This window comes from Streptomyces sp. NPDC029159 (assembly GCF_055564055.1).
Genome location: NZ_JBVHWT010000006.1, coordinates 343,773 through 370,063, shown reverse-complemented (window position 1 = coordinate 370,063; position 26,291 = coordinate 343,773). Strand labels below are relative to the sequence as shown.

24 protein-coding genes are annotated in these 26,291 nt (G+C 73.4%); 8 read left to right on the top strand and 16 right to left on the bottom strand.

Going from position 1 to position 26,291, the window contains the following annotated elements:
• Window positions 1-138: 138 nt before the first annotated feature.
• Window positions 139-2,334 (bottom strand): FUSC family protein, encoded by a 2,196-nt coding sequence (locus ACZ4U4_RS15780; protein ID WP_467873878.1) that lies wholly within the window; start codon window positions 2,332-2,334, stop codon window positions 139-141.
• Between the two features lie 448 nt (window positions 2,335-2,782).
• Window positions 2,783-2,983 carry a hypothetical protein gene (locus tag ACZ4U4_RS15775; protein WP_467873846.1) on the bottom strand — a complete coding sequence of 67 codons (201 nt, stop codon included), beginning with the start codon at window positions 2,981-2,983 and terminating at the stop codon, window positions 2,783-2,785.
• 12 nt (window positions 2,984-2,995) lie between these two features.
• Here ACZ4U4_RS15775 and ACZ4U4_RS15770 point away from each other — a divergent pair, with 12 nt between their 5' ends.
• The 3 genes from ACZ4U4_RS15770 to ACZ4U4_RS15760 all read left to right on the top strand — a co-directional run bounded on the left by ACZ4U4_RS15770 (window position 2,996) and on the right by ACZ4U4_RS15760 (window position 5,756).
• Window positions 2,996-3,901 carry an NAD(P)-dependent alcohol dehydrogenase gene (locus ACZ4U4_RS15770; RefSeq protein WP_467873843.1) on the top strand — a complete coding sequence of 302 codons (906 nt, stop codon included), beginning with the start codon at window positions 2,996-2,998 and terminating at the stop codon, window positions 3,899-3,901.
• A 205-nt stretch (window positions 3,902-4,106) separates the two neighbouring features.
• The gene (locus ACZ4U4_RS15765) at window positions 4,107-4,976 is read left to right on the top strand and encodes a D-alanyl-D-alanine carboxypeptidase family protein (protein WP_467873841.1); all 870 of its coding nucleotides are present in this window, start codon (window positions 4,107-4,109) and stop codon (window positions 4,974-4,976) included.
• A 252-nt stretch (window positions 4,977-5,228) separates the two neighbouring features.
• The gene (locus tag ACZ4U4_RS15760) at window positions 5,229-5,756 is read left to right on the top strand and encodes a DUF4232 domain-containing protein (RefSeq protein WP_467873838.1); all 528 of its coding nucleotides are present in this window, start codon (window positions 5,229-5,231) and stop codon (window positions 5,754-5,756) included.
• A gap of 28 nt (window positions 5,757-5,784) precedes the next feature.
• Here the strand turns inward: ACZ4U4_RS15760 and ACZ4U4_RS15755 are convergent, their stop codons facing one another.
• Both ACZ4U4_RS15755 and ACZ4U4_RS15750 read right to left on the bottom strand, forming a co-directional pair.
• A complete protein-coding gene (locus ACZ4U4_RS15755) occupies window positions 5,785-6,870 on the bottom strand; it encodes a chitinase (RefSeq protein WP_467873836.1) in 1,086 nt (361 codons plus the stop codon).
• 145 nt (window positions 6,871-7,015) lie between these two features.
• Window positions 7,016-8,089 carry an ATP-dependent DNA ligase gene (locus tag ACZ4U4_RS15750; RefSeq protein WP_467873833.1) on the bottom strand — a complete coding sequence of 358 codons (1,074 nt, stop codon included), beginning with the start codon at window positions 8,087-8,089 and terminating at the stop codon, window positions 7,016-7,018.
• 74 nt (window positions 8,090-8,163) lie between these two features.
• Here ACZ4U4_RS15750 and ligD point away from each other — a divergent pair, with 74 nt between their 5' ends.
• Window positions 8,164-9,168: a non-homologous end-joining DNA ligase gene (gene ligD / locus ACZ4U4_RS15745; RefSeq protein ID WP_467873831.1), complete on the top strand. Its 1,005-nt coding sequence runs from the start codon at window positions 8,164-8,166 to the stop codon at window positions 9,166-9,168.
• Between the two features lie 6 nt (window positions 9,169-9,174).
• Here the strand turns inward: ligD and ACZ4U4_RS15740 are convergent, their stop codons facing one another.
• The 7 genes from ACZ4U4_RS15740 to ACZ4U4_RS15710 all read right to left on the bottom strand — a co-directional run bounded on the left by ACZ4U4_RS15740 (window position 9,175) and on the right by ACZ4U4_RS15710 (window position 15,826).
• Complete coding sequence (locus ACZ4U4_RS15740; protein ID WP_467873829.1) at window positions 9,175-9,453, bottom strand: DUF2087 domain-containing protein; 279 nt, start codon at window positions 9,451-9,453, stop codon at window positions 9,175-9,177.
• 173 nt (window positions 9,454-9,626) lie between these two features.
• Window positions 9,627-10,106, bottom strand: coding sequence for an Lrp/AsnC family transcriptional regulator (locus tag ACZ4U4_RS15735; protein WP_467873826.1), 480 nt, complete (start codon window positions 10,104-10,106; stop codon window positions 9,627-9,629).
• Window positions 10,107-10,176: 70 nt separating this feature from the next.
• Window positions 10,177-10,728 (bottom strand): cysteine hydrolase family protein, encoded by a 552-nt coding sequence (locus tag ACZ4U4_RS15730; protein WP_467873823.1) that lies wholly within the window; start codon window positions 10,726-10,728, stop codon window positions 10,177-10,179.
• Between the two features lie 37 nt (window positions 10,729-10,765).
• Complete coding sequence (locus ACZ4U4_RS15725) at window positions 10,766-12,112, bottom strand: MFS transporter (protein WP_467873875.1); 1,347 nt, start codon at window positions 12,110-12,112, stop codon at window positions 10,766-10,768.
• 64 nt (window positions 12,113-12,176) lie between these two features.
• Window positions 12,177-12,623 carry a MarR family winged helix-turn-helix transcriptional regulator gene (locus tag ACZ4U4_RS15720; RefSeq protein WP_467873820.1) on the bottom strand — a complete coding sequence of 149 codons (447 nt, stop codon included), beginning with the start codon at window positions 12,621-12,623 and terminating at the stop codon, window positions 12,177-12,179.
• An 82-nt stretch (window positions 12,624-12,705) separates the two neighbouring features.
• Window positions 12,706-13,923 carry a cytochrome P450 gene (locus ACZ4U4_RS15715; protein ID WP_467873818.1) on the bottom strand — a complete coding sequence of 406 codons (1,218 nt, stop codon included), beginning with the start codon at window positions 13,921-13,923 and terminating at the stop codon, window positions 12,706-12,708.
• Window positions 13,924-14,029: 106 nt separating this feature from the next.
• The gene (locus tag ACZ4U4_RS15710) at window positions 14,030-15,826 is read right to left on the bottom strand and encodes a coagulation factor 5/8 type domain-containing protein (RefSeq protein WP_467873816.1); all 1,797 of its coding nucleotides are present in this window, start codon (window positions 15,824-15,826) and stop codon (window positions 14,030-14,032) included.
• Between the two features lie 518 nt (window positions 15,827-16,344).
• On the opposite strand from ACZ4U4_RS15710, the gene ACZ4U4_RS15705 reads away from it, so the two are divergent.
• Together ACZ4U4_RS15705 and ACZ4U4_RS15700 are read left to right on the top strand one after the other, a co-directional pair.
• On the top strand, window positions 16,345-17,853 hold the full coding sequence (locus tag ACZ4U4_RS15705) for an FUSC family protein (protein ID WP_467873873.1): 1,509 nt from the start codon (window positions 16,345-16,347) through the stop codon (window positions 17,851-17,853).
• Between the two features lie 127 nt (window positions 17,854-17,980).
• Window positions 17,981-19,042 carry a lactonase family protein gene (locus tag ACZ4U4_RS15700; protein WP_467873813.1) on the top strand — a complete coding sequence of 354 codons (1,062 nt, stop codon included), beginning with the start codon at window positions 17,981-17,983 and terminating at the stop codon, window positions 19,040-19,042.
• Between the two features lie 243 nt (window positions 19,043-19,285).
• Here the strand turns inward: ACZ4U4_RS15700 and ACZ4U4_RS15695 are convergent, their stop codons facing one another.
• The 4 genes from ACZ4U4_RS15695 to ACZ4U4_RS15680 all read right to left on the bottom strand — a co-directional run bounded on the left by ACZ4U4_RS15695 (window position 19,286) and on the right by ACZ4U4_RS15680 (window position 22,938).
• Window positions 19,286-19,648, bottom strand: a complete 363-nt coding sequence (locus tag ACZ4U4_RS15695; RefSeq protein ID WP_467873810.1) for a nuclear transport factor 2 family protein — start codon at window positions 19,646-19,648, stop codon at window positions 19,286-19,288.
• Between the two features lie 195 nt (window positions 19,649-19,843).
• Complete coding sequence (locus ACZ4U4_RS15690) at window positions 19,844-20,800, bottom strand: sirohydrochlorin chelatase (protein ID WP_467873808.1); 957 nt, start codon at window positions 20,798-20,800, stop codon at window positions 19,844-19,846.
• 163 nt (window positions 20,801-20,963) lie between these two features.
• Window positions 20,964-21,971 carry an N-acetylglucosamine kinase gene (locus tag ACZ4U4_RS15685; RefSeq protein ID WP_467873806.1) on the bottom strand — a complete coding sequence of 336 codons (1,008 nt, stop codon included), beginning with the start codon at window positions 21,969-21,971 and terminating at the stop codon, window positions 20,964-20,966.
• A complete protein-coding gene (locus ACZ4U4_RS15680) occupies window positions 21,964-22,938 on the bottom strand; it encodes an LURP-one-related family protein (protein WP_467873804.1) in 975 nt (324 codons plus the stop codon). The genes ACZ4U4_RS15685 and ACZ4U4_RS15680 overlap by 8 nt, the downstream gene beginning before the upstream one ends.
• 229 nt (window positions 22,939-23,167) lie before the next feature.
• On the opposite strand from ACZ4U4_RS15680, the gene ACZ4U4_RS15675 reads away from it, so the two are divergent.
• Both ACZ4U4_RS15675 and ACZ4U4_RS15670 read left to right on the top strand, forming a co-directional pair.
• Entirely contained in the window at window positions 23,168-23,845 is a 678-nt protein-coding gene (locus ACZ4U4_RS15675; protein ID WP_467873801.1) for a uracil-DNA glycosylase, read from the top strand.
• Between the two features lie 117 nt (window positions 23,846-23,962).
• Window positions 23,963-24,910 carry a sulfurtransferase gene (locus tag ACZ4U4_RS15670; protein WP_467873799.1) on the top strand — a complete coding sequence of 316 codons (948 nt, stop codon included), beginning with the start codon at window positions 23,963-23,965 and terminating at the stop codon, window positions 24,908-24,910.
• A gap of 68 nt (window positions 24,911-24,978) precedes the next feature.
• On the opposite strand, the gene ACZ4U4_RS15665 is transcribed toward ACZ4U4_RS15670, so the two are convergent.
• Window positions 24,979-26,064 carry a WD40/YVTN/BNR-like repeat-containing protein gene (locus ACZ4U4_RS15665; RefSeq protein ID WP_467873796.1) on the bottom strand — a complete coding sequence of 362 codons (1,086 nt, stop codon included), beginning with the start codon at window positions 26,062-26,064 and terminating at the stop codon, window positions 24,979-24,981.
• Window positions 26,065-26,291 lie beyond the last annotated feature (227 nt).

Below are 26,291 nucleotides of genomic sequence, written 5' to 3'. Positions count from 1 at the left end.
AGATCCCTCCCACCTGTCTCAGGGGGACCAAAGAGAACCTATAGTGTGGCACCCCCCCTCATTTTGTGTCGGGAGGGGAAGGGGGAGGGGGGGGGGTCCCCCCCCCCCCCCCCCGCTTCCCTTTCCCCGCGCGCCGCCTCACTCCCGCAGGCCGCCCGGCTGCGGCTCCGTACCATCGTCCACCGGCACGCCCAGGGGACGGGCGAGACCCACCACGCCCTCGTCGACGCGCTGGAGGTGGCGCAGCACGCGGGAGGCGACCGAACCGGTCGGCGGGGTGCGGCTGCCCTCCTCCTTCAAGATCGCGGCGATGCTGGCGCCGGCGCCGACCTTCGCGCCGGTCGGCTCGTCGCGGACATGGGCGGCGACCACCTCGATGTTGCGGGCGATCCGCTGCCCGGCGCGGCCCAGCCGCGGGTCGGCGGCGACGTTCCGGCTGTCCGGCACCAGCTCCGCGGTGGCCGCCAGCGACCGGGCGTGGAACGCGGAGGTCTCCAGCAGCGCCACCAGATAGCGCGCGGTCCGGCGCCGCCCGCGCAGCGGGGTGATCGGATGGGTCAGCGGCTTGGTGGACGCCCGCAGCTCGTCCAGCGCGGTGTCCAGGTCCCGCGCCCGGCCCAGCAGGTCCGAGGCGGGGCCGCCGCAGAGCTGTTCCACCGCCGCGGACACCACGTCGCCGAGCCGGTCCAGGACGGTGCCCAGCAGCTCGTCGGTGCGGCTGTCGGTGTGCACCGGCAGCACCACCATCGCGGCGATGATGCCGCAGACCGCCCCCAGCGCCGTCTCCTCGATCCGCAGCACCAGCACATCGAGGCTGTAGGTGTGCAGCAGGGTGTAGAGCATCCCCAGCATCGCCGTGACGAAGAACGACATCAGCGCGTACGACAGGGGAGCGGTGAAGAACATCGCGAAGATGAAGAGCAGGACCAGCGCGAACGCGATCCAGGTGTGGCCGCCGACCAGACCGGCCAGCGCCACACCGGCGATGACGCCGAGGACCGTGCCGACCACCCGGCGGTAGCCCTTCACCAGGATCTCGCCGGTGGAGGCGGTGTTGAGGAAGACCACCCAGCAGGTGAGGACCGCCCAGTACCAGCGCTGGGAGGAGAGGAACTCCCCGCCGACCATCGCCAGCACCGAGCCGACCGCCACCTGGCACGCGGCGCGGGTGGTGGGCCGCTGCAGCCCCGTACGCTCCTCCGCCGGCTCCTCCTCGGCACCGGCGAGCGCCACGTCCTCCGCGTCGAACTCCTCACGGGAGCGGGTCGTCGCGGGGGAGTCGTTGGACTCGTCCTGCGGCCCGTCGAGCGCGAGGCGCAGACCCAGCACGGCGCGGGCGACCTCACCGAGACCGCGGAAGACGTCCTGGACCGCGGTGGAGGCGCGCGGCAGCTTCTCCTCGTCGCGGTAGCCCAGCAGCCGGTTGCGGACATGGGCGACGGCGGTGCCGCGGTCGGCGGTGGCCGGGTGCGAGACGAGATGGTGCAGGGCGTTGAGGTCACGGCGGAGAGTGGCGGTGACCTTGCCGTCCGCGGCGATGAGATTCGGGCCCGACGTCGCCACCGTCGCATCCGGCAGATGCAGCGTCAGGGTGTTGGCACGCTCCGCGCTGCGCGCGTTGAGCAGCAGCACGCCCAGCCGCTCGGTGGCGATCTCGGCGTCCGCGATGCGCCGCTCCAGCAGCGCCGCGGTCGCGGTGTCCCGGGTGCCCTCCTCCAGCCGGTCCTGGATCAGCAGGGCGGCCTCGTGCAGCCGGGCGGTGCGCTCGCGCAGATCGGCGACGACCCCGTCCAGCTCCTCGGGACCGGCGTCCAGCAGCTCCAGCTGACTGGCCACCAACTGCGCCAGCCGGGCCCGGAACGCGTCCCGCAGCCGCCGCAGGATGCGCTGCGGCGTCTCCGGTACGACGGCGAACCGCACCACGGCGCTGCACGCGAAGGCGAGGACCAGCGTCGGACAGAGCGTCGGCAGCCCGTCCAGGGACGAGCCGACGAAGAGCGACACGAAGTAGATCTGGAAGCCGATGAGCCCCAGCGCGGTGCCGCGGTCGCCGAAGCGGCGGCAGTAGACCGCGGCGAAGATCAGCAGGATGAAGAAGGCGTCACCCGTGACGATGCGGGAGTTGAGCAGCGCGCTCAGCGCCACCGCCGCCAGCGCCACCGGCAGGCCCAGCGCCAGCGTCACCGCCTGGTCGCGGACCTGCTTCTCCTTGATGGCGAAGGTGGCGACCATCGCGGTCATCGCCCCCGCGACGGTGTGCGTCATGTCGGTGCCGAACGCCGTCAGCACCGCCAGGGTCAGCGCGATGGCCGCGACCGTGCGCAGCCCCGCCATCAGCCGCAGCAACCCGGGGTCGGATGCCGCGAATCGGTCCCAGACGCCGGTCGCGCCCCGCCGTATACCTGCGCTCACGCTGCTGAACTCTCCCCACCTCTGCCCTGACCTGCGGATGCCTCAGCATGGCATGCGGTCCGTCCGCCGCACAGAGCCGGTGGGCCAGGGCACACGGGGCAGGCCCGGGGCGCACGGACCGGCCGACGGCGCGGCGCGGGGCGGCCCCGGCGCACGGAATCGGCCCCCGGCGGTGGATCATCGGCCGAACACCACCTGGACCGGCCGGAGTTGACGTGTTACCCATGGTGACGGCCGGTGGGCGCACGGTGTCCACGTCGCCCGCGCGTGAGGGTGCGCGTCCGCGCACCACCCCCGCTCCGCGGTCCTGGGCGGCGAAACCCGCCCCGCATTCCCCGTGCGGTATCCCCGGCCGTCCCCGCCTGCCCGATCAGAGGAGCTGTCCGATGCCCCAGTCCATCGCTGCCGTCCTGCGCGCCACCGGCGCGCCGCTCTCCGTCGAGACCATCGACGTGGCGCCACCCCGGGCGGACGAGGTGCGGGTGAAGGTCGCCGCCTCCGGCATCTGCCACACCGATGTGGGGGTGATGGCCCCGCCGAGGAGGGGCAGCTGCCGTTCGTCCTCGGGCACGAGGGTGCGGGCGTGGTCGAGGAGGTCGGCCCGGACGTCACGGGTGTGGCGGTCGGCGACCGCGTCGTCCTCAGCTACGCCTACTGCGGGGAGTGCGCCCGCTGCGACGCCGGGCTGTACGTCCACTGCCGCAAGCTGATGGCGCTGAACTTCAGCGGCGCCCGCGGCGACGGCACCACCGCCTACAGCTCCCAGGGCGCCCCGCTCCAGGGCCACTTCTTCGGGCAGTCGTCCTTTTCCGGTCAGATCGTCACCTCGCCGCGCAACCTCGTCCGGGTCGACGACGACCTGCCGATGGAGGTGCTGGCCCCGCTGGGCTGCGGGGTGCAGACCGGTGCGGGCGCGGTGCTGAACAGCCTCGATCCGGCGCCCGGCAGCTCCCTCGCGGTGTTCGGCGCCGGCTCCGTCGGCCTCTCCGCGGTGATGGCCGCGAAGGTCGCCGGATGCGCCACCGTCGTCGCCGTCGAACCCCGCGCCGAACGGCGCGCCCTCGCCCTGGAGCTGGGCGCCACCCATGCCCTCGACCCCGCCGCGACCGACGCCGCCGCGGAGATCGTGCGGCTCACCGGTGGCGGGGCGAACCACTCCGTCGACTGCGTCGGGCTGGCCGACACGCTGCGCCAGGCCCTGGAGTGTCTGGCCTCGCCGGGCGTCTGCGCCACCGTCGGCTTCCAGGGGGTCGGCAACGAGCTCACCATCGACCAGGGGCACCTGCTGTTCGGGCGCTCCCTGGTCGGCGTGATCGAGGGCGATGCGGATGCGCGGGAATTCATTCCGCGGCTGATCGCGCTCCACCGCGAAGGGCGTTTTCCGTTCGACCGGCTGATCACCACCTTCCCGGTCGAGAAGATCAACGAGGCGATCGACGCGGCCCACCACGGCGCGGTCGTCAAGCCCGTGGTCACTTTTCCCGCATAACGGACTTCGGCGCCCCTTTTCGGTGTCCCTGCCGGGGAATTCCGTTGCCCTTCCGTGCCTCCCGGGAATTCATGGATGGTAAAAAATGCGTCAGGACATGCATCCGTACAGTCGCGTCGTATGTCCTGTGAGTGAGCGGTCCTCCCATGTGGCCGCACTGCAAGGGTATTTGGAGTACAAAACCTTGAAAATTGGTATCAAAGGTATGCGGCGGTCCGGTGCGGCAGTCGTGACCGCCGGTGCCGTCCTGTCCGCCGGTGTGCTCGCCGCGCCGGCGCAGGCGGCCGCCCCCAAGGCGCCGTCGATCGTCGCCAAGGGCGGCTTCGTGATGAACAACGCGACGGGCAAGGCGCTCTACACCAAGGCCGCCGACACCCGTCGTTCCACCGGTTCCACCACCAAGATCATGACCGCCCGGGTGGTGCTGGCCCAGAAGGGCCTGAACCTCGACTCCAAGGTCACGATCCAGAAGGCGTACAGCGACTACATCGTCCGCAACAGCGCCTCCTCGGCCCGTCTGATCGTCGGCGACAAGGTCACCGTCCGCCAGCTGCTGTACGGCCTGCTGCTGCCGTCCGGCTGCGACGCGGCGTACGCCCTCGCCGACAAGTTCGGCAGCGGCTCCACCCGGGCGGCCCGGGTGAAGTCGTTCATCGGCAAGATGAATGCCACGGCCAAGAGCCTGGGGATGAAGAACACCCACTTCGACTCCTTCGACGGCATAAGCAACGGCGGCAACTACTCGACGCCCCGCGATCTGTCGAAGCTGGCCGGCAACGCGCTGAAGTACTCCACGTTCCGTACGGTCGTGAAGACCAAGGCGACGAAGCAGACGGTCACCACCAAGAGCGGTGGCTACCGCTACATGTCGTGGCAGAACACCAACAACCTGCTGAGCAGCTACTCGGGCGCCATCGGTGTCAAGACCGGCTCGGGTCCGCAGGCCAAGTACTGCCTCGTCTTCGCCGCCACCCGTGGGGGCAAGACCGTCGTCGGCACCGTCCTGACCTCCTCGTCGGTCGCCAACCGCACGGCGGACGCCAAGAAGCTGATGGACTACGGCTTCAAGAAGTAGCGGGTGCCGTCCGGGGTGGGTGACCGGACGGAGCAAGGGCCCGCCCGTGACGTCAAGTCGCGGGCGGGCCCTTCGCGTTGGCGGATGTGGAGGATTAACGCGGCGGCGTTAGCGGAGTGTTAGCCGATCTTTAGAAAGCACCGGCAGACTCACGCTGCAGGGCAGATGTGCGGGGCACCGGTTCACCGGATGTCATCACCCGCCCCGCCCGCCTCCCTTGAACCACCCACGAAACAACAGGAGATGATGTACATGCGTGGTCTGCGTATCGCGGCCTTCGCCTCGGCCGCCGTCGCCGTGGCCGCCGTCACGGGTGCGGGCGTCGCCTCGGCGTCCCCGGTCGACGCGACCGCCACCGCCGCCTGCGCCCCGGGCACCCTCAAGGTCTCCCAGGCGCCCCTGCCCGAGGGCTCCGGCGGAATGATGCACGCGGGGTTCTACCTGGTCGCCAAGAACACCGGCAAGACCACCTGCACCTTCCAGGGCTACCCGGGCCTTGCCCTGGAGGGCAAGGGCCACACGGCGCTCAAGACCGTCGTGCACCACGGCAACACCTACTACGCCAAGAACCCGGGTGTCCACAAGATCACCCTCAAGCCGGGCAAGGCCGCCTATGCCAACATCGAGTGGACCCACAGCGGTGCGAACGCCGCGAAGGCCAAGTACCTTCAGGTCTCCCCGACCGGCAGCAACTCCCACAGCGTCATATCCCTCGACGACGCCGTCGACAACCACAAGCTCAACGTGACCGCCTGGGCGGCCACGAAGCCGACCCCCTGAGCAACTGCCCCGCCGGCCGGGCCCCGGCTCAGCGCCCCTGGAGTGACTTCGCGTTGTCGCCGAAGGTCCAGCCCTTGGAGCCGTCCCAGTTGACCGACCAGGTCATCAGGCCCTTGAGGCCGTTGTCGTAGTGCTGCCAGGCCTGGGACACCTGACCGGGCGCCATGTAGCCACCACCGGCGCCCGGTTGGGCCGGCAGTCCCGGGACCTGCTTGTCGTAGGGCACCTTGATCGTCGTGCCCTGCACCACCAGCCCCTTGTTCAGGCAGTCGGTCTGCGCGGTGAAGCCCTCGACGGTGCCCGCCTCGTACGAGTCGCCGGAGCAGCCGTACATGCTGCCGTTGTAGTACTGCATGTTCAGCCACCACAGCCGGCCGTTGTCCGCGTACTTCTTCACGATCGGCAGGTACGCGCCCCAGATCGAGCCGTAGGTGACGCTGCCGCCGGTGACATAGGCGGTCTCCGGCGCCATGGTCAGGCCGAAGCCGTCGGGCATCTTGGCGAGGATGCCGTCGATGATGCGGATCAGGTTGGACTGCGAGGGCGAGAGCTTGTTGATGTCGCCGCTGCCCGACAGGCCCGTCTCGATGTCGATGTCGATGCCGTCGAAGTGGTACTTCTGCAGGATCGGGACGACGGTGTCGACGAACTTGTCGGCGACCGCCGCCGAGCTGAGGTCGATGCCCGCGGTCGCCCCGCCGATCGACATCAGTACCGTCATGCCGTCGGCCTTCGCCTGGCACATCTCCTCCGGCGTCGGCACCTTCACCGTCGCGTCCATCCCGTCCTCCCACTGCGCGGTGCCGTCCGAAAGGACCACGGGGAAGGCGGCGTTGAGAACGTTGTAGCCGTGTGCGGCGATCCGGGAGTCGGTGATCGGGATCCAGCCGAGCGGCGGGTGCACACCGTTGGCCGCGCCGTCCCAGTTCTCCCAGTAGCCCTGGACGACCTTCCCGGCGGGCTTGGACTTCACCCCGCAGTCGGCGGCGGCCCGCGGCGCGGCGGGGGCGGACGCGGCGGAAGGGGCGGCGGGGGCGGCGGCGACCAGCAGCGGGGCGGCGGCGGCCAGCGCCAGACCGGCCCCCAGAAGGCGTGATGTGCGACGACCGGACATGGCGGCTCCTCGTCCGTGCGAGCGATGACTCGCGGTGGCGGACCGGCGGTGCGGTCCGGGCGGCATGTGCGGCTGCGCAGCGGCCAACAAAGTAAGTTGGTCCAGACCTCTCGTCAAGAGGTCTGGACCAAAGTGGATCGTGGGCTCAGGCGCGGGGCGTTTCCCCCAGTACCTCCCCGAGGTCGTACCGCACCGGTTCCGCCAACTGCGCGTAGGTGCAGCTCTCCGGTGCGCGGTCCGGGCGCCAGCGGCGGAACTGCGCGGTGTGCCGGAAGCGGTCGCCCTGCATGTGGTCGTAGGCCACCTCCAGGACCCGCTCGGGGCGGAGCGGCAGCCACGACAGGTCCTTGCCGCCGGTCCACCGGCTCGGGCCGCCCGGCAGCCGCCCGGACGCCTGCGCCTCCTCGCTGGTCCACGCCTCCCACGGATGCCCGGCCACCGACTCCATCAGCAGCGGTGCCAGCTCCGTCATCAGCTCCTGGCGCCGCCGCATCGGGAACGACGCGCACACCCCGACGTGCTGGAGCCGCCCGGCACCGTCGTACAGGCCCAGCAGCAGCGAGCCGACCACCGGGCCGCTCTTGTGGTGCCGGACGCCGGCCACCACACAGTCGGCGGTCCGCTCGTGCTTGACCTTGGTCATCACGCGTTCACCGGGCCGGTACGGCGACCGCGGCGGCTTGGCGACGATGCCGTCGAGACCGGCGCCCTCGAACCGTTCGAACCACTCCCGCGCCAGTTCCGTGTCGTCGGTCGCGGGCGCCGTGAAGACCGGCGCCGCCGCCTCCCGCAACGCCGTGACCAGCGCGGTCCGCCGCGCCTGCTGCGGCTCGGGCATCAGCGAGACGTCGCCGAGCGCCAGCAGGTCGAACGCGACGAAGCTCGCCGGGGTCACCTCGGCGAGGTGGCGCACCCGGGAGTCCGCGGGGTGGATCCGCTCCAGCAGCGCGTCGAAGTCCAGCCGCCCCTCGCGTGCGATGACGATCTCCCCGTCCAGCACGCACCGCCGCGGCACCTGGGCCCGCAGCGCCTCGACGACCTCGGGGAAGTAGCGGGTCAGCGGCTTGCCGGAGCGGCTGCCCAGCTCGATCTCGTCGCCGTCGCGGAAGACGATCGCCCGGAAGCCGTCCCACTTCGCCTCGTAGAGGAGGCCCGGCGGGATGGTCGCGGCGCTCTTGGCGAGCATCGGTGTCACGGGTGGCATCACCGGAAGGTCCATGCACCGGATTCTCCGGCGCCGGGCCGCAGGCCGCCCGCCGGGCGGCCCCGCCACGACGCCCTTAGCGTGGCCCCATGGCAGACGCACTGGAGCTGACGGCGGGCGGACGGACGGTCCGGGTGACCCACCCGGACAAGGTCTACTTCCCCGAGCGCGGCTTCACCAAGGGCGACGTCGCCCGCTACTACCTCGCCGTCGCCGACGGCATCCTGCGCGCCCTGCGCGACCGCCCGACCACCCTGCAACGCCACCCGGACGGCGTGACCGGCGAGTCCTTCTTCCAAAAACGCGCCCCGAAGAACCTCCCCGACTGGATCCCCACCGGCCGCATCGCCTTCCCCAGCGGCCGCTACGCCGACGAGATCTGCCCGACCGAACCCGCCGCCGTCCTGTGGGCCGCCAACCTCGGCTGTCTCACCTTCCACCCCTGGCCGGTGCGGCGCGCCGACACCGAACACCCCGACGAACTCCGCATCGACCTCGACCCGCAGCCCGGCACCGACTACGCCGACGCGGTACGCGCCGCCCTCGAACTCCGTGACGTCCTCGCCGGACTGGGCCTGACCGGCTGGCCCAAGACCTCCGGCGGCCGCGGGATGCACGTCTTCGTGCCGATCGCCCCCGAGTGGGACTTCACGCACGTACGGCGCGCGGCCATCGCCATCGCCCGGGAGCTGGAGCGCCGCGCCCCCGACCGCATCACCACCGCATGGTGGAAGGAGGAGCGCGGCGCGAAGATCTTCGTCGACTACAACCAGACCGCCCGCGACCGCACCATCGCCAGCGCCTACTCCGTGCGCCCCTCCGCCCGCGCCCCGGTCTCCGCGCCGCTGACCTGGGAAGAGGTCCCCGACGCCGTCCCGGAGGACTTCGACCTCGCCACCATGCCGGACCGGTTCGCCGAACGCAGCGATCTGCACGCCGCCATGGACGACGAGGCGTTCCGGCTGGACGAGGCGCTGGAGCTGGCCGCCCGCGACGAGCGCGACCACGGCCTCGGCGACCTGCCCTACCCGCCCGAGCACCCGAAGATGAAGGGCGAACCCAAGCGCGTCCAGCCGAGCCGGGCGCGGAAGTGACGGCTGTCAGTGCGCGACGCGCCGGTAGCTGCTGCCGTCCCGGGTGCGGGAGAGCAGTCCGCCAGTGACGAGGTAGCGGCGCAGCGCCGAGCAGTCGTCGTGCACGGTCAACAGCGCCTCGTTGACCTCGCGTTCGGTGTACGAGCGGTCCGTCTCGAAGAGCGTCGTGGCGAGGTGGGTGAGCAACTGCTCGCGGCGCGCGGTCTTCCGGGGGATCGCGGTCAGCCGTCCGCCGGAGAACAGTGCGGAGACGGCGGCGGAGCTGCGCGGATCGTGGTCGGTCATGCCGGGAAGTCTTCCGCCGGGGCGGGGCGGCGGCAACCGGGTTTCCGCGGATGGCGGACGGGGCGGCCGGATCCGGGGACGGGCCGACCGGGCGGTGCGCTCCCGCCCGGCCCGGCCGTCCGGCGCCTCGTCCCGGCCTCGGCCCTTTGGCGCATCCGTGGCCGCGCCCGGACTCAGCGCCCCCGGTCCGCCCCGCCGACGTCCTGGACCAGCGGCAGCATCCGGTGCGGCACCCGCTCCCGCAGCGCCACCTCGGTGCGGGTGCGGACCACGCCAGGCTGGCTGATCAGCCGCTGGATGACGTCCTCCAGATGCTCCGCGTCGCGTGCCACCACCCGGGCCAGCAGATCGCCGCCGCCGGTCGTCGAGAACGCCTCGATGATCTGCGGCACCTCCGCCAGCGCGTCGGCGACCTCCTCCAGATGCCCCTGCTCCACCTCGATGTGGACGAACGCCAGCATCGGATGGTCCAGCGCGGCGGGGGAGAGGCGCGGCGCGTAGGCGGTGATCACGCCGTCCCGCTCCAGCCGGTCCAGCCGCGCCTGCACGGTCCCGCGGGCCACGCCCAGCAGCCGGGCGTACTCCCGCACACTGGTCCGCGGCGCCTCCAGCAGCAACCCCAGAATCTTTGCGTCCAAGGCGTCCACGGCCATGCTTGAGGGCCTTTCCAGGGGCGGGATCCGTCCCCGGGACTGTAGCAACGGCCGCTCTCCCGGCCCGCCCTCAGCCACCCAGGCTCTGCGCCCAGGCACCGACGGTGGTGACCTCTCCCCGCCGGGCGAGCACCGAGCGCAGCAGGGTCTCGTGCAGCTCCGGGTCGGGGTCGGCGCAGGCGTCGGAGAGGACCGTGACCCGGTGGTCGAGGTCGGCGGCCTGGAGGGCGGTGGACAGGACGATGCCGCCGGTGGCGATCCCGGCCAGGACGAGATGGGTGATGTCCTGGACGGCGAGGAGCTGCCGCAGGTCGTTGCCGGCGAAGGCGCTGACGCGGTTCTTGTGGACGACGATCTCCCCGTCGGCGGGGGCGACGTCGGGGTGGATCGCCGCCTCGGGGTCGTCCGGCGTGAAGAGGCCGGACGGCAGGGCGCCGAAGATCTTGTTGCGCGGGTGGGCGTCGGTGTGGCCCTCGCGCAGCTGGAGCGCCACATGGATGACCGGCACACCGGCGGCGCGCGCGGCACCGAGGGCCTGTACGGCGTGCGGCAGGTAGCCGTCCGGCGCATGGGCGAGATTGCGGAGCTGAAGGTCCATCAGCAGCAGTGCGGTACGGGACATGGGGGTGCCTTTCGGGTGGATGGGGCGGCCGTGGCGGCTACGCCGTCGCGGGGGCGCTCGCCGTCGTGGTGCGGCCGAGCGAGCGGTCGCAGCAGGTCAGCAGCGCGAAGAGCGCGCCGGCGCCGAGCATCAGCCAGGCCAGGTGGTGCATTCCGGCGGTGTCGGCGCGCTGTCCGAAGGAGGTGGCGGTCGCGGACGACGCGACCATCGAGCCGAGGTAGGCGAAGGTACGCAGCAGCCCGGCCGAGGAGGCGGTGCGCTCCGGGTCGGCCTGGACGTACACGGAGTTCTGCAGGGCCAGACCGTTCAGCCCCTGCGGGACGCCGAAGACCAGGGCGACGAGGAGCAGCATCCACAGCGGGCTGGTCCCGCCGAGCGTCACCAGCACCGCGCAGGCGGCGAGCTGCCCGGCCGCGCCGACCAGCAGCTTCCCCCGGACGCCCGGCCGCCGCCCGGAGACCAGCGAGACGCCGATCGCCAGCAGGAACATCGGGATCTGCACCAGCCCGGCGTGGAACGGCGTCAGCCCGTAGCCCTCCTCGGTCCACTGGGTGAAGCCGTAGAGGAAGGCGTAGGAGACGACGTAGGCGACGAGGGCGCGGGCATAGGTGGCCAGCAGCGGGGTGTTGCCGCCGAGGACCCGCAGGTCGATGAAGGGGGTGGCGGCCCGCAGCTCGCGGAGGGTGAACGCGGCGCCCGCCACGGCGGTGAGCACCGGCAGGTACCAGAACCGCAGGTGCGGGTTCATCAGGAACAGCAGCAGCGAGCTGAGCACCGCGGCGAACAGGCCCATGCCGGGCAGGTCGAGGCGGGCGACGAGACCGTCGCGGCGCCGCCCCTCGCCCGCCGGGGCCGGTCGCGGCAGCCGCCACAGGCCCAGCAGGACGGCCGCGACGGCCAGCGGTACGTTCAGCGCGAAGGTGGCGCGCCAGCCGCCCGCCGCGATCAGCAGACCACCCAGCAGCGGGCCGATGACCGCGACGGTCTGGTTGGCCACCGCCAGGGCCGTCAGCACCCCGCCGGGGCTGTCCCGCCCGGTCCGCCCGGCCTCGCCGCGCACCAGGGCCATCGCGGCGGGATACCCGGCGCAGGTGCCGAACCCGAGCAGGACCCGCGCGGCGATCAGTACGCCCAGGTTCGGCGCGAGGGTGCCGACGACTCCGGCGACGCCGACGAGGGAGGTGCTGAGGAGGAAGAGCCGGCGCGGCCCGAAGAGGTCGATGAGCCGGCCCACCACCGGCTGTCCCAGCGCGGTGGCCAGGTACAGGGCGGAGACCAGCCATGCGGTCTGCGTGGCCGGAGCGCCCAGGGCCCGGCCGATGGGGACGAGCGCGACGGAGATGACCGTCGAGTTGACCGGGTTGAGGACCGAGCCGAGCAGCATCGGCGGGAGCAACCGCCGGTCGAACCCGGGCCGCTCCGCCGTCCGCGCCCCGGCCTCGCGTATCTCAGTCACGGGTGAGCCGATCGAGGACGGCCATGGCGGCGATCACCGTCCGGCGCTCCTCCTCCGTGCACCGCTCCTGGAGCCGCCCGGCGAGCCACTCCGTCCGGGCCTGCCGCCCCTCGGCCACCCGCCGCCGGCCCTCGGCGGTCAGCGTGAGGAGCAGCCGCCGCCCGTCGTCCGGGTCCGGGCTCCGCTCCACCAGCCCGCGGGCGGCGAGCGAGGTGACCGTCGCCGTCATCGACTGATGGCGCACGCCTTCGTCGGCGGCGAGTTCGCTGGCCGTGACGCTGCTCCGGCGGGAGAGACGGGCCAGGGCGGACGCCTGCCCCAGGGTGAGGTCCTCGACCTCGGATGCCTTCAGGATGCGGCGCCGCAGACGGCTGATGGCCGCGCGGACCTCGCGCGACGCCTCGACCGCCGACGGCGACGGGCTCGGGTGCTCACTCATGCCGCCACGGTAATCTCCACAGTCTCAGCTGTACAGTTTTGCCTGTACGTTTGGTGGCAGCCGGGGCCCCGGGCCGGTGGGCTCACCCGGCCGTGAGGCGTACCCGCAGCTCGGCCGGGCCGCGGCTGAAGATCCCGGCCTCCGGTGTCGCGGCGCCGTCCGCGAAGTTCAACTCGGTGAAGGAGTCGAGGAGTTGGTTGACGCCGGTCTCCACCTCCGCCTTCGCCAGCAGCGCCCCCACACAGAAGTGCCGTCCGAGCGCGAAGCCCACATGGTCGGCGGCGGCGGTGAACGCCGTGGTGGCCGACAGGTCGTCGCGGAAGAGGTCGAAGACGTCGGGGGCGGCGTAGTGCCGTTCGTCGCGGTGGGCGCTGCCGATCAGGCAGGTGACGGTCGCACCCGCCGGGATCGTCCCGCCCTCGACCGTGACGTCCGCCGACGGCTGCCGCATCAGCATCTGGACCGGCGGCGAGTACCGCAGCGTCTCCACGAACGCCCGCGGCACCAGGCTCCGGTCGGCGCGGACCGCCGCCAGCTGCGCCGGGTGGGCCAGCAGATTGCGGACGACCAGGGCGATCGCCTTGTCCGTCGTCTCGCCGCCCGCCGACAGCAGCAGACTGACGAACGCGGTGATGTCCCGGTCGCTCATCCGGGCCCCCTCGACCTCCGCCGCACACAGCTCCGACAGCAGATCGTCGCCCGGTGACGTACGCCGCTGCCGGATGATCGGCCGCAGATACGCCGCGAGCCCGTCGCGGGCGGCGAGCCCGGCGGCGGCGACCTGCGGGTCCTGCGCGAGGTTGGCGAGGAAGCCGACGACCGCGACGTACCAGCCGTGGAAGAGGTCGTGGTCGGCGCGGTCCAGGCCCAGCATGTCGACGATGACGTTCACCGGCAGCCGGGTGGCGAACTGCGCCACCAGATCCGCCTCCCCGGCGTCCCGGAACGCGTCGATCAGCTCCCGGCTGTTCCGCTCGATCACCGGCTGGAACCGCTCCCGCAGCGCCCGCCCCCGGAAGGACGGCGCCACCAGGGCCCGGTGCACGGCGTGTTCGGCGCCGCTCATCTGCGGCAGGGTGCGCCCGCCGTGCACCGGCTCCAGCTGCCAGCCGTAGTTGTCGCTGGTGAACACCGGGTCCTTGAACGCCCGCGTCACGTCCTCGTACCGGGAGAGGAGATAGCTGCCGGTGCCCGGATGGTGGTGGAGCGGATAGTGGTCCCGCAGGACGCGGTAGGCCGCATACGGGTCGGCCGCGAACTCCGGCGAGAGGATGTCGGGCGGCGGCGGAACGGTCGTCACAGGGGGAACCTCGGGTTTCCCGAACGGAGTTGGTGCTTCCTGGCGGGAAGCTAAGGCACCGCACCCCACCCGTCCAGAGGGCCGCCCGCCGCGCGTCCGGCCCGGCTCAGGGGTAGGAGACCACCGTGGACGGCACCGTCGACTCGCCCGACGTCGGTGCACCGGTGCCGTTGACGACATGCTCGTACTGGCCCTTGCCACCCAGCGACACCACCAGCAGCCCGTGCAGCTTCACACCGGGCGCCTTCGGCACGGCGAACCCGTGGTCCTGCCGGATCGACGGGTCCACCTGGTAGAAGCAGTAACTGCCCAGGCCCCAGCCCTCGTGCTCGGTGACCTTGTCGTCCACGAGGTACGCGGCGAAGCCCTTGGTGTCGCCGTCCTGGACCGCCGCCTGGTTCGGCGCGTCGTACGCCTTCTCGTTCTGGAAGAAGACGGTGCGGCCCCGCTCGCCGCGCCAGTGCACGTCGTACTTGTGGAAGTGCTCGACGAACAGGCCGGTGGCCAGCACGCCGTCACCGTTGACGCGGACGCCGTAGTCCGCGCGGTTGACGTCCCAGCCCACGCCCTCGCCGTGGTCGGCGCGCCACACCCACGTGTGGTCGATGATCGTGTCGTTGCTGTTGATCACGATCGCGCAGGTCACCCTGCCCGGTCCGGCGCCGCCGACGCGGACGAACACGTCCTGCACCGTCGTCGGGTTCGCCGCATGGTCCTTCGACGCGCCCTCGGGGCCGACCTCCAGCAGGGTGGGGGAGTTCTCCGGCCCGGCGTCGAGGAGGAATCCGGCGAGCCGCACCCCGTCGACGTCGGCGACCTTCAGCGCCGTCACGCCCTTCTGCGGGATCAACGTGGCGTAGCCCAGGCCCAGTACGACGGTGTCGGGGCGCTTGACCTCGACGGTGCGGTCGAGGTGGTAGACGCCGGGCGTCAGCAGCAGATGGAGCCCCTGGTCGAGCGCGGCGTTGAGGGTCGCCGCGTCCGCGTCCGGCTTCGCCACGTAGAACCGGTCCAGCGGCAGCGAGGTGCCCCGGGGTGTGCCGTTGCCCCAGCTGGTGCCGCGCGCACCGGTCCGCTTCTCGGGGACGAACACCTTGTACGCGTCGCCGTCGAGGTACAGGAACGGCTTCTCGCGGGAGATCGGGGTGTGGTCGAGCGTGGTGAACGGCGGGTCGGGGAAGCTCTGCGCCGGAGCGCCCTCGACGCCGGAGAACACCATGTTCCACACGGCGCCCTGCCAGCCGCCGAGCGTGCTGTCGCGGGTGTACCACTGCTGCTGCGAGCGGGGTTCGACGGTGCCGTCGATGCGGCAGTCGGCGAGGTAGCCGCCGCTGGCCCAGCCGTCCCCGTCGGGCGCGAGGTTCAGCCCGCCCTTGACGTGCATCCGCCGGAACGGCGCCGCCTGCGCGACCGCCCACCGGTTGGTGCCGCTCACCGGCTTCAGCGCGAGGTTCTCCGCCGAACGCCAGAAGTTCTGGGTGGCGTTGCCGTCGAACCAGCCCGCGTCGACGGTGACATCGCCGTTGATCGTGGTGTCGTCGGGCGACAGTCCCAGACCCGCGATCGAGGTGTAGAAGCCGAGCTGGGCGTTGAGCCCGTCGTAGGTGCCCGGCTTGAAGAGGAGCGCATAGCGGTCGGTGCCGAACTGCGCCTTCTCCTGCTTGCGGAAGATCTCGTCGAGCCTGCCCTGGATACCGGGCGTCGCCGGGTCGAAGACGAGGACGTTCTCGCCGAGGTCGCCGCCGCCGGGCAGCGGACCGGCCGCGGTGGGCGGGGCGGCCGGGGGCGCGGCGGCGCAGGCGGTGGACGCCAGGCCGACCAGCGGCAGTGCGGCGGCCATCGTCGCCAGCACGGCGCGGCGCGGGGGACCGGAGGACCGGTCGGGCGTGGGGGGAATGGGCATGAAGCCCTCCTGATTCAGGGAGTGAACGCATGAGGCGCGAGGGAGCGCTCTCCTGCCCGCAGCATGGTCACGGTGTGCGGAACGGGCCGTCAACCCTCCTGCCCGGCACCGGTGTTCCCATTCCGGTCATCCCGCGACTGGCCTGCGGGAAGGCGGCGTCACGGCGGGATCGGACGGGTCGGCGTCCCGGTGGTCCGTGTTCAGGAGATGACGACGGCGGGGCATCGCCCGCCGTGCCCGTCCGGGTGACTGCGAAGCCCGTTCTCCGCCCGTTCCGGGCTCCGGCCCGCCCCGGCCTCCCGGCTCGGCCGTTGGCACCCTCCGGAACCAAATATTCCTGTTCTAGCTGTACCAATGGCCCAGTGCATTCGGCATCTATTGAACCAGTGGGTGATCAGATGCTGAGATGGCTCCGTCGATGGCGCTGCGGAACTCCGCGGCGCCTTTTTCATGCGCGCCCGGCCGCCCGGCCGCACCGCGCAGCCGAGGCGTACGGAGAGGAAGCGGTGCTGAAGAGGATGACGCTGCTGATGAGGAAGGTGTGGGTCCCGGACCCGGGGCGGCTGCGGCTGCGTGCCGCGACCCGGGCCGTGCTCGGTATCGGCCTGGCCACCGCCGTCTCGGGCCTGGCCGTCCACACCCTCACCGGGGCCATCGCCGGGGGACTCGCCGCGCTGCTGGTGCTCTTCACCGTCGCCGACCCCACGGTCCGCGGCCAGGCCGGGACGACCGCGCTGCTGCCCGCCGTCGGCCTGCCCGTCCTGGCCCTCGCGGCGGGGCTGCACGGGCATCCCCTCGTGCGCGACGCCGCCTTCCTCGCCGTCGTCGGCGCCGGGGTCTACGCCCGCCGCTGGGGCCCGCGCGGCCACGCCCTCGGCGTCTTCGCGTTCATGATGTTCTTCATGGCGCAGTTCCTGCACACCGAGCCGCACCAGCTGCCGCGGCTCACCGCCGCGGTGCTCGTCGCCGTCGCCGTGGCCGCCGCGGTCCGCTTCGGCGCCTGGTGCTACGAACGGCGGCTGCGGCCGGCCCCCGCGCCCGCCCCGCCGCCGCCCGGCCGCGGACTGGCCCGCGCCACCACCCGGCAGGCCGTCCAGGCGACCGTGGCCTGCGCCGTCGCCCTCGCCGCCGGTCAGGCCGTCTCCGCCGACCGCTGGTACTGGGCCGTCGCCACCGTCTGGTGGATCTTCGTGAACACCGCGTCCTGCGGCGAGACCCTGGTACGCGGCTTCCGCCGGGTCCTGGGCACCGTCACCGGCATCGCCGCGGCCCTCCTCCTCGCCGTCCCGCTGCACGGTGCCCCCGTGCCCACCGCCGTCCTCGTCGCCGGCTGCGTCTTCGGCCTCTTCTACACGGCGCCGCTGTCGTACACGTCCATGATGTTCTTCGTGACCGTCCTGGCCGGACTGCTCTACGGCCTCCTCGGCGTCCTGCACCCCGGGCTGCTCACGCTGCGGTTCGCCGAGACCGGCGTCGGCGCCCTCGCCACCGCCGTGGCCGTCGTCCTCGTGCTGCCCGTCACCACCCACGCCACCACCGACGCCTGGATCCGGCGCGCCGTCCGCTGCGTCCATGAGTGCACCGCGCAGGCCGTCGCGCGCCTCGGCGGCGCCCACGACGCGGACCCGGCCGCGCGGACCGGTGAGCTGGAGGCCCTCCTCGGCAGGGTCCGCCTCTCCCTCGCGCCGCTGGTGCACCCCCTCAACCCGCTCCGCCACCGCAAGGCCCGCGCCCGCCAGGTCCTCGCCCTGCTGGACGCCTGCGCCCACGACGTCGCCGCCCTCGCGGCGCTCGCCCCCGCCGGGCGGACCGGCGACGCGCACGACGCCCGCCTCGCCGACGCCTGGCGCCGCGTCGAGGCCGCCGTCGCGGCCCTGACCGCCCGCCACGCCGCACCGGTGCCCGCGCCCGCCCCGCCGGCCGCCGGGGACGGCCCGCTCCTCCACCTGCACGGCCTGGAGCAGAAACTCGCCGCCCTCGCCGCCCCGCTGGCCAGCCCGCCGCGCGCCCCGCTCGCTGGGGCCTGACCCCACCGGCCGTACGGTCCGCGCCCCCGGCCCGCAATCCCGCACCCGCCCCGCCTCCGGCTGTTAGCGTCGCCGTGCCCCGCCCCGCGCGGGGGCGGCGGGCGATCGGACGAGAGGCGGCACAGCGGTGACCACGGAGCAGGGCCTGCGGGCCTACATCGGATCGTTCACGCATGCGGGCGGCGCGGGCATCACCACCGCCGCCCTCGACCCGGAGACCGGCGCGCTCACCCCGCTGCACACCACCGCGGAGGTCGCCAACCCCTCCTTCCTCGCCCCGAGCCGCGGCCGCCGGCGCCTCTACGCGGTCAGCGAGGTCGAGCACGGCGCGGCCGCCGCCTTCACCCTCACCCCGGACGGCCCGCAGCTGCTCGCCCCGCCCGTCCCGGTGGGCGGCGCGAGCCCCACCCACCTCACCCTCGCCGCCGGCCATCTCGTCACCGCCAACTACACCTCCGGCAGCATCAGCGCGCTCCCCGTCGGGCCGGACGGCACCCTCGGCGGGCCCGCCGCCGTCCTCGCCCACCACGGCAGCGGCCCGGACCCGGAACGCCAGAGGACCCCGCACGCCCACTCCGTGTACGCCGCGCCCGGCGGCACCCGGCTGCTCACCGCCGACCTCGGCACCGACTCGGTCCGCAGCTGCAGCCTCGACCCCGTCACCGGCGTGACACAGATCCGCGACGAGGTCCGCCTCCGCCCCGGCAGCGGCCCCCGCCACCTCGCCTTCCACCCGGGCGGCGGCCACGTCTACGTCGTCAACGAACTCGCCCCGGCGCTCACCCGCTGCCGCTGGGACGCCGAACACGGCACCCTGACACCGCTGGGGGAGACCGCGCTGTTCGTCGACGGCGACCAGCCGGGGGACCCGGGCGCCGAGCCCTGCCATCCGTCCGCCGCGGTCGTCTCCCCGGACGGCCGGTTCCTGTGGACCGCGGTCCGCGGCCGCGACCGCATCTGCGTCCACGCCCTCGACGCCTCCGGCGCGGAGCTGACCCCCGTCACCAGCGTGCCCTGCGGCGGCAGCTGGCCCCGCGACCTGGCGATGCACCCCACCGGCCGGTTCCTCTACGCCGCCAACGAACGCTCCGGCGACATCACCTGGTTCACCGTCGACCACTCCACCGGCGTCCCCACCCCCACCGGCTCGATGCCGGCCCCCGCGGCCTCCTGCGTCGTCTTCGCCTAGGTCCTGTCGTCACACTCCCGTCGTCGCCCGAAGGGCGGCTTCGCGGCGTCTGGTGCGTGCGATCGCAAGGCGGAGGGTCGTCCCGGTACTTGGGTGTACCGGGATGATCCCGACAACGCGGCAAGGGGGCACCTCCCTGCTCGAGCGGAGCCGAGAGCTTGGGGGAGGGCGTGCCAGGCGTCGCGAGGCAGGCGGGAGTGTGACGACAGGACCTTAGGCGGTGTCTTCCCGCCGGGCGCCCGCTCAGCCCGGCGGGAAGCTGCCGCCGAAGTACACCTGCGTCTCGGCGATCCGCCCGTCCCGCACGGTCAGCACCTCGACATTGCGGTGGTGCCCGCCGCCCACCAACTCGTACGCGTACCGGACGAACACCTCCCCGTCCCCCGCCGGCACGGTGTCGAGGAGTTCGTACGAACGGAACCGGTGGGCGGTCGGGAAGCAGCGGGTGAGGAAGGCGTCCTTGCCCAGGTGGTCGTCGTGCGGGCTGGTGAAGACGAAATCGTCGGCGAGCAGCCGCTCCATGGCGGGGCGGTCCTGGGCGAGGTAGGCGGCGTACAGGGAACGGACGACCTCGACGGCGGGCGGTGGCACTTCGGCGGCGGACATCGGGACTTCCCTCCGGTGCGGGGCCGGCCGGCGGGCCGGTGCCTTACCGGCGACCGTAGCGTCGGTGGCCTGCGCCTTCCAGCACGTCGGGCCGCTGCCGCCGTGGGGCGTGTCCGGCCCCGGACAGGGCGAAGGGCCGCCCCGCACGAAGCGGAACGGCCCTTGCGCGGACCGGGCGAGGCCCGGCGACGTGTTTCAGCGTGCCGGTGCGTACTGCGGGCCCCCGGCGGCGGGCCGCAGCGTGATGCCCACCGCGGCGGCGTAGTTCGACAGCACCAGACGGCCGACCGCCCCGTAGGCGCCCAGCGCCTCCGCGGACGCGCAACCGGCCTCGGCCGCGGCCGCCCCCAGCAGCCCGTCGGAGATCTCCGGGCCGATCAGGTACGGCGCGAGCGCCAGCTGCTGTGAACCGGACGTCCGCAGCTGCTCCGCGGTGCGCGAGATCGCTCCGTCCTCGTCCAGCGCGGCGGCCAGCACCGGCACCGCCAGGCGGGCCGACAGCAGCATGCCGGTGATCCCCGCGGCCTGCACGGCCTCCTCGCCGCCCACCGTGGCCAGGATGATGCCGTCCGCAGCCGTGGCGACGGTGAACAGCCGGGCACGGTCGGCGCGGGCCAGGCCCGCCTCGGACAGCCGTACGTGCAGCGCCTCGGCGAGCAGCGGGTGCGGGCCCAGAACGTCCGTCAGCTCGGCGCCGGAACCGCTGTTCATCATCGCCTGGCGTATCCGCCGCAGCAGCGAGCTGTCGGGACCGGCCAGCAGCGGCACGACCACCGCGGCCGGACCGGCGGCGCCGTCGCCCTGCGCGGCACGTGCCTTGTGCTCGGCACCGGCGTGCGCCAGCACCGCGTCCAGCGCCGGGAAGTCCGCGCCGTCACCGTCCACGTAACCGATCCGGGCGTCGAGGCCGGGCAGCTCGGAACGGGCGATGCTGCAGACCTCCTCCGCCAGGGAACGCGCGGCGGGGGTGGGGGTGCCGGGCACGGCCAGCACCAGGGCGGGTGCGCCCTCGGGTGCGGCGACCGGCTCCGGCTTGCGGTGTCGGCCGGACTGCCGGGGACGCGGCATTCGTACGGGCAGGCCGGGCGCCGAGCTCGGAGAATCGTCGTCAAAGCGGGGCGAGCCAGGTGCGGGCCCAGTGGGGGAACTCATGGCGCCGCATGCTAACGCCTCGTACCGGCACGCTGCCGGGGGAGGGTTCGGTCAGGAGGTATCCGTCCCGATTTATCCCGCGCGTCACGGTGGCCCGCCGGGGTGTCGGACGCACCCCGGACGGTGCCCGCGCCGCACCCCCGTTCCGGCCGGCGTACGCCGCTCACCTCCGGTGACGGACGAGCTGGAGCAGTACGCCGTCCACCGGAAGCCGCACCGCGTCGGTGGCCACCGCGGCGGCGAGGCGCAGCGCCCCGTCGAGCGGGCCGCCCTCCGGCTCCGCGCACACCGCGTCCGGCAACCGCGTCGCCAACCCGGCCCGTACCGGCGCCCGCAACACCTCACCCAGCCGGAACAGTCCGCCGGTCAGCGCGACGGTCCGGTCCGGCCCGGGCGGACAGGCGGCCGCCGCGGTGTCCGCGATGTGCTCCGCGGCCCGGTGGACGATGCCCGCCGCCACCGGGTCGATCGCCGCCTCGCGCGCCACACACGGTGCGAACGACGCCAGCACCGCGGGCCGGTCCGTCTGCGGATACACCTGCCCGGGCAGCCCGCCGACCGGCCCGAACCGCTCCTCGGCGGCCCGCAGCAGCGCCGGGGAGCCGCCGGGCCGCCCGTCGTGCGCCCGCAGCGCGGCCTCCAGCCCGGCCCGGCCGATCCACGCCCCGCTTCCGCAGTCGCCGAGCAGATGGCCCCAGCCGTCCGTCCGCCGCCAGCCCTCCCCGGACGCCGGGTCCGCGCCGAGCGCGATCAGCCCCGTACCGGCCGCGACGACGGCGCCCGGCCGCTGCCCGAGCGCGCCCACGTAACCGGTCACCGCGTCAGCGGCCAGCGCCAGGTCACGCACGCCGAAGGCGTCGGCCAGGGCCTGCGGCAGGACGGCCCGCAGCTCCTGCCCGAGCGTCGCCATCCCGGCGGCGCCGACACAGACCGCCGCGATGCCCGGCGCCCCCGCCTCCTGCCGCAGCTTCTCGGCGGCGGGCAGCAGTTGACCCAGCAGATGGTGCGCGTCGATACCGCGCTCGCCGGTGCGCACCGGGGTGTCCGACACGTACAGGGACTCCGGCCGGACGTGCGGCGCGGTGACCGGGGCGAGGGCGAGGCGCAGCCCCGAGCCGCCCGAGTCGACACCCAGGACGGCCGGTCCCGCCGTGCGCGACGGCTCAGCCAAGGCCGCGGGAGTCCTGCTTGAGCGCGGTGTCGACGGTCAGTGCCGTGGCGACGACGAGGCTCAGCAGCGGGTCGGGCAGCTGCCGGTGGATCTGGAGGACGTAGTTGTCGGCCGTGGTGAACATCGTCTTCGCCAGGCCCTCCCACGTCTTGGTGATCCGGGCGACCTCGGTGTCGGTGTGGTCGACGATGGCGAAGTTCCAGGCCCGCCAGTTCTCCGCCTTGATGGCGCCGATCTGCTGGCCGTTGACCAGCATCCCGAAGTTGATCTTGCCGATGGCGTTCTGCTGGACGATCTCGCCGACCGGCTGCCCGTCCGGACGTGCCACCTGCACCTTCGACTTGATGAACTTCGCCGGCCGCGTCAGCACCAGCTGCGGCTGCCCGTACGCGTCCCGGATCTCCAGCTTGTGCGTCATGTACTGGTCCAGGCTGGACATCACCCGCAGCACCTTCTTCGCGGTGCTCTGCCCGACCTGGACGACCGTGCCGAGGGTGTTGCCGTTCTGGTCGAAGACGCCGTACTCGTTGGTGACCTCGATCAGCTTCGCCTTCTGGTTCACCACCAGCACCGGCTCGGTGAACAGCGTGCCGCCACCGGGGCCCGTCGGGGCGATGCCCGCCTGCTGCTGGACCTGACGCGCCGCGCCGGGGTTGCCGGGCGCCGCCCCCGCCGGGGGGAATCCGGGCTGCCCGTAGGGGGCCTGCTGCGCCCCGTACGGCGCTCCGGGCCCGGCGGGCATCTGCTGGGGCGCACCGGCCCCGGCCGGAGCCGTCTGCGGCTGCTGCGGCGGCGCCTGCTGCGGAACCTGCTGCTGAGGGGCCTGCGCGGCCGGGGCCTGGGCCGGCGGCTGCTGCGGGGCGGCGTGTGTGTGCTCGGTCCAACGGGCGCCATCCCACCAGCGCAGTTGGTGGGGAGTCCCCTGCGGGTCCGCATACCAGCCCGCAGGGATGTTCGCATGTGTCATGGCGGCACAGTACCGGCCGCCGCCACACCGCCGGGCGCCGACCGCGGGCCCGGCGCACCACCCGGCCGGACCGGTACGGACCCCGCCGGACCGACGGCGAAGCGGCCCGGCTCGGCGCCTTGGAGGGGCACCTCAGGCAGCCGGATCGCGCCTCCCGGGCCCTGCCGACGGCGTCCGCCCGCTCCGGACGGAACGGAGCCCGGGTGTTGGGCCGGTAGGGTGAGGCATTGTGGCAGCACGACCCTTGAACGAACTTGTGGAACCCGGGTGGGCGGAGGCGCTGCGCCCCGTCGCCGGACGGATCGCCGAGATGGGCGACTTCCTCCGTCAGGAGATCGCCGCCGGCCGGACCTATGTGCCCGCGGGCGCCAACGTCCTGCGCGCTTTCCAGCAGCCCTTCGACGACGTACGGGTGCTGATCGTCGGTCAGGACCCCTATCCGACGCCGGGCATGGCCATCGGGCTGAGCTTCGCGGTCGCGCCCGAGGTGCAGCGGCTGCCGGGGAGCCTGGAGAACATCTTCCGTGAACTCCACACCGACCTCGGCCTGCCCCGCCCCTCCAACGGCGATCTGACCCCGTGGACCCGCCAGGGTGTCCTGCTGCTCAACAGGGCCCTGACCACCGCGCCCCGCAAGCCCGGCGCACACCGCGGCAAGGGCTGGGAGGAGGTCACCGAACAGGCCATCCGCGCCCTCGCCGCCCGCGGCAAGCCGCTGGTGCCCGTGTTGTGGGGCCGCGACGCCCGCAACCTCCGCCCCTTCCTCGACGCGTACCCGGCGGTCGAGTCGGCCCATCCCTCCCCGATGTCCGCCGACCGCGGCTTCTTCGGCTCGCGTCCCTTCAGCCGTACCAACGAACTCCTCATCCGCCAGGGCGCCGAGCCGGTGGACTGGCGGCTTCCGTGAGCTGAGCGGCCGGGCGGCACCACGCGGACCCCTCCGTGGCCGCGCGTGCGCTGCGGGCGGCAGACTGGCGCCCGTACGCAGGCCCGGAGGCGGTCTGCCGGCGCAGGGAGGCACCGCATGAGTTCGCGATCCGTTCCGGGCCCGGCTCCCGGGCATCCGCAGGAGCGGCCCTCCGGGCCGACCGCGGCGTGCCCGCCCGGCCCGCTGGTGGACGTCGACTGGCTCGCACCGCGGCTCGGGGCGGAGCGCCTGGTACTGCTGGACGCGTCCGTCGGCGCCCACCGGGGTGCGGCCGAACGCCTCCCCGGGGCCCGGCCGTTCGACCTCGACGGCGCGCTGTCCGACCCTGCCGCCCGGGTGCCCCACACCCTGCCCGGCGCGGACGCGTTCACCGCCGCCGTACGCGGCCTCGGCCTCGACGACGAGGACACCGTGGTCGTCTACGACGCCGCCGGGATCTACTCCGCGGCCCGCGCCTGGTGGATGCTGCGCGCCATGGGCTTCGACCGGGCCGCCGTGCTGGACGGCGGGCTGCCCGCCTGGCGCGCCGCGGGCCTGCCGGTGGAGCCGCGGCCCGCCGCCTACGACGGCCCCCGCGGCTCCTTCACCGCACGGCCCCGGGCGGGCCTGTTCGTCGGCAGCGCCGAGGTGCTGGGCGCCCTGTCGGACCCGGCGGCGGTGGTGCTCGACGCCCGCACCCGCGGACGGTACGCCGGGACCGCCCCCGAGCCCCGTCCGGGCCTGCGCGGCGGCCATATGCCGGGCGCTGTGAACCTGCCCTTCGGCGACCTTCTGCGTGATGGCCTGATGCGCCCGGCGAACGAGCTGGAGGAGGCGTTCCGCGCAGCGGCGGACCGGGGACAGCGGCTGTACTTCAGCTGCGGATCCGGCGTCACCGCCTGTGTGCTGGCGCTGGGCGCACACCTGGCGGGCCACCGGGACCTGGCCGTGTACGACGGTTCGTGGAGCGAATGGGGGCTGCCCTCGGCGCTGCCGGTGGTGACGGGCGAGGAACCTAGCGCGGCGCCCGACGGCGCACCGGTGCAGGAGCCCACGGCGCGCTGACCCCGCCCGGGGCCCCGCCGTGCGCGGCGCCGGACCCGGGCGCACCCGGCGGCGGGGCGCCCGGGCCTTCAGGCCACCGCCGACGCCCGTACGCACAGCACATCCGGGAGATGGGAGGCGAGCTGCTGCCAGCTCTCGCCGTCGTCGGCGCTGGCGTAGAGCTCGCCGTTGCGGTTGCCGAAGTAGACGCCCGCGGGGTCGCTGTCGTCCACACAGAGGGCGTCGCGGAGCACCGTGCCGTAGTGGTCCTCCTCCGGCAGGCCGTGGGAGAGCGGTTCCCAGGACGCACCGGCGTCGGAGGTCCGGAAGACCCGGCACCGGTGGTCGGCCGGAACGCGGTCCACGTCGGCGGTGATGGGAAAGAGATAGACGGTGTCGGCGCGGTGCGGGTGGGCGGCCACCGCGAAGCCGAAGTCGGTGGGGAGCCCGGCGCCGATGTCCGTCCAGCGGGCGCCGGCGTCATCGCTGCGGTAGACGCCCCAGTGGTTCTGGAGGTAGAGCCGGTCGCGGTCGACGGCGTCCTGCGCGATCTTGTGGACGCACTGGCCGAACTCGGGGTACTCCTCGGGCAGGAACGACACCCTGACGCCGGTGTTCGACGGCTCCCAGTGCGCGCCGCCGTCGGAGCTGCGGAAGACCCCGGCGGCCGATACCGCGACCGTCACCGCATCCGCGTCGCGCGGGTCGGTGACCACGGTGTGCACCGCGAGACCGCCGCCGCCGGGCATCCACCGCTCCCGGCTCGGGTGCTCCCACAACGCTCTGACCATCTCGAACGACTCGCCGCGGTCCTCGGAACGGAACAGCCCGCCCGGCTCCGTACCGGCGTAGACCACATCGGGTGCGGCGGGCCCGGCCGGATGCAGCTGCCACACCCGCTCCAGCGAAGTGCCGGTGTACTCCGGGTACGTGACCGCGGGTCTGGCCGGCTCGCGCCAGCTCCGGCCGAGGTCGTCGGAGTGGAAGACGGACGGGCCCCAGTGCGCGCTGTCGGCGCCGGCCAGCAGCCGCGGGGTCTCCCGGCGGGTGTCGATGCCGAGGGAGTACACCGCCTGCGCGGGGAAGTGGGGGCCGCTCAGCTCCCACTCGCCGTGCCTCCTGCGGCCGACGAAAAGCCCTTTGCGTGTGCCCACCGCGAGCAGCACATCGGTCATGACCGGAACACCTCCGCGACGCCGTTGTCTCAGCTGCCGTCAGTCTGCACCCGACCACTGACAACGCCGGTCCGGCGCGCCAACACCCCAGGTCACACGGCCCATCGGGCGGAACGGCCGGTGCCGCCGCACGCGACGGCGGGGGGGAGGGGGGGGGGGGGGGGGGGGGAGGGTGGGGGGGGGGGGGGGGGGGGGGGGGGGATGGGGGGGGGTGGGGGGGGGGGGAA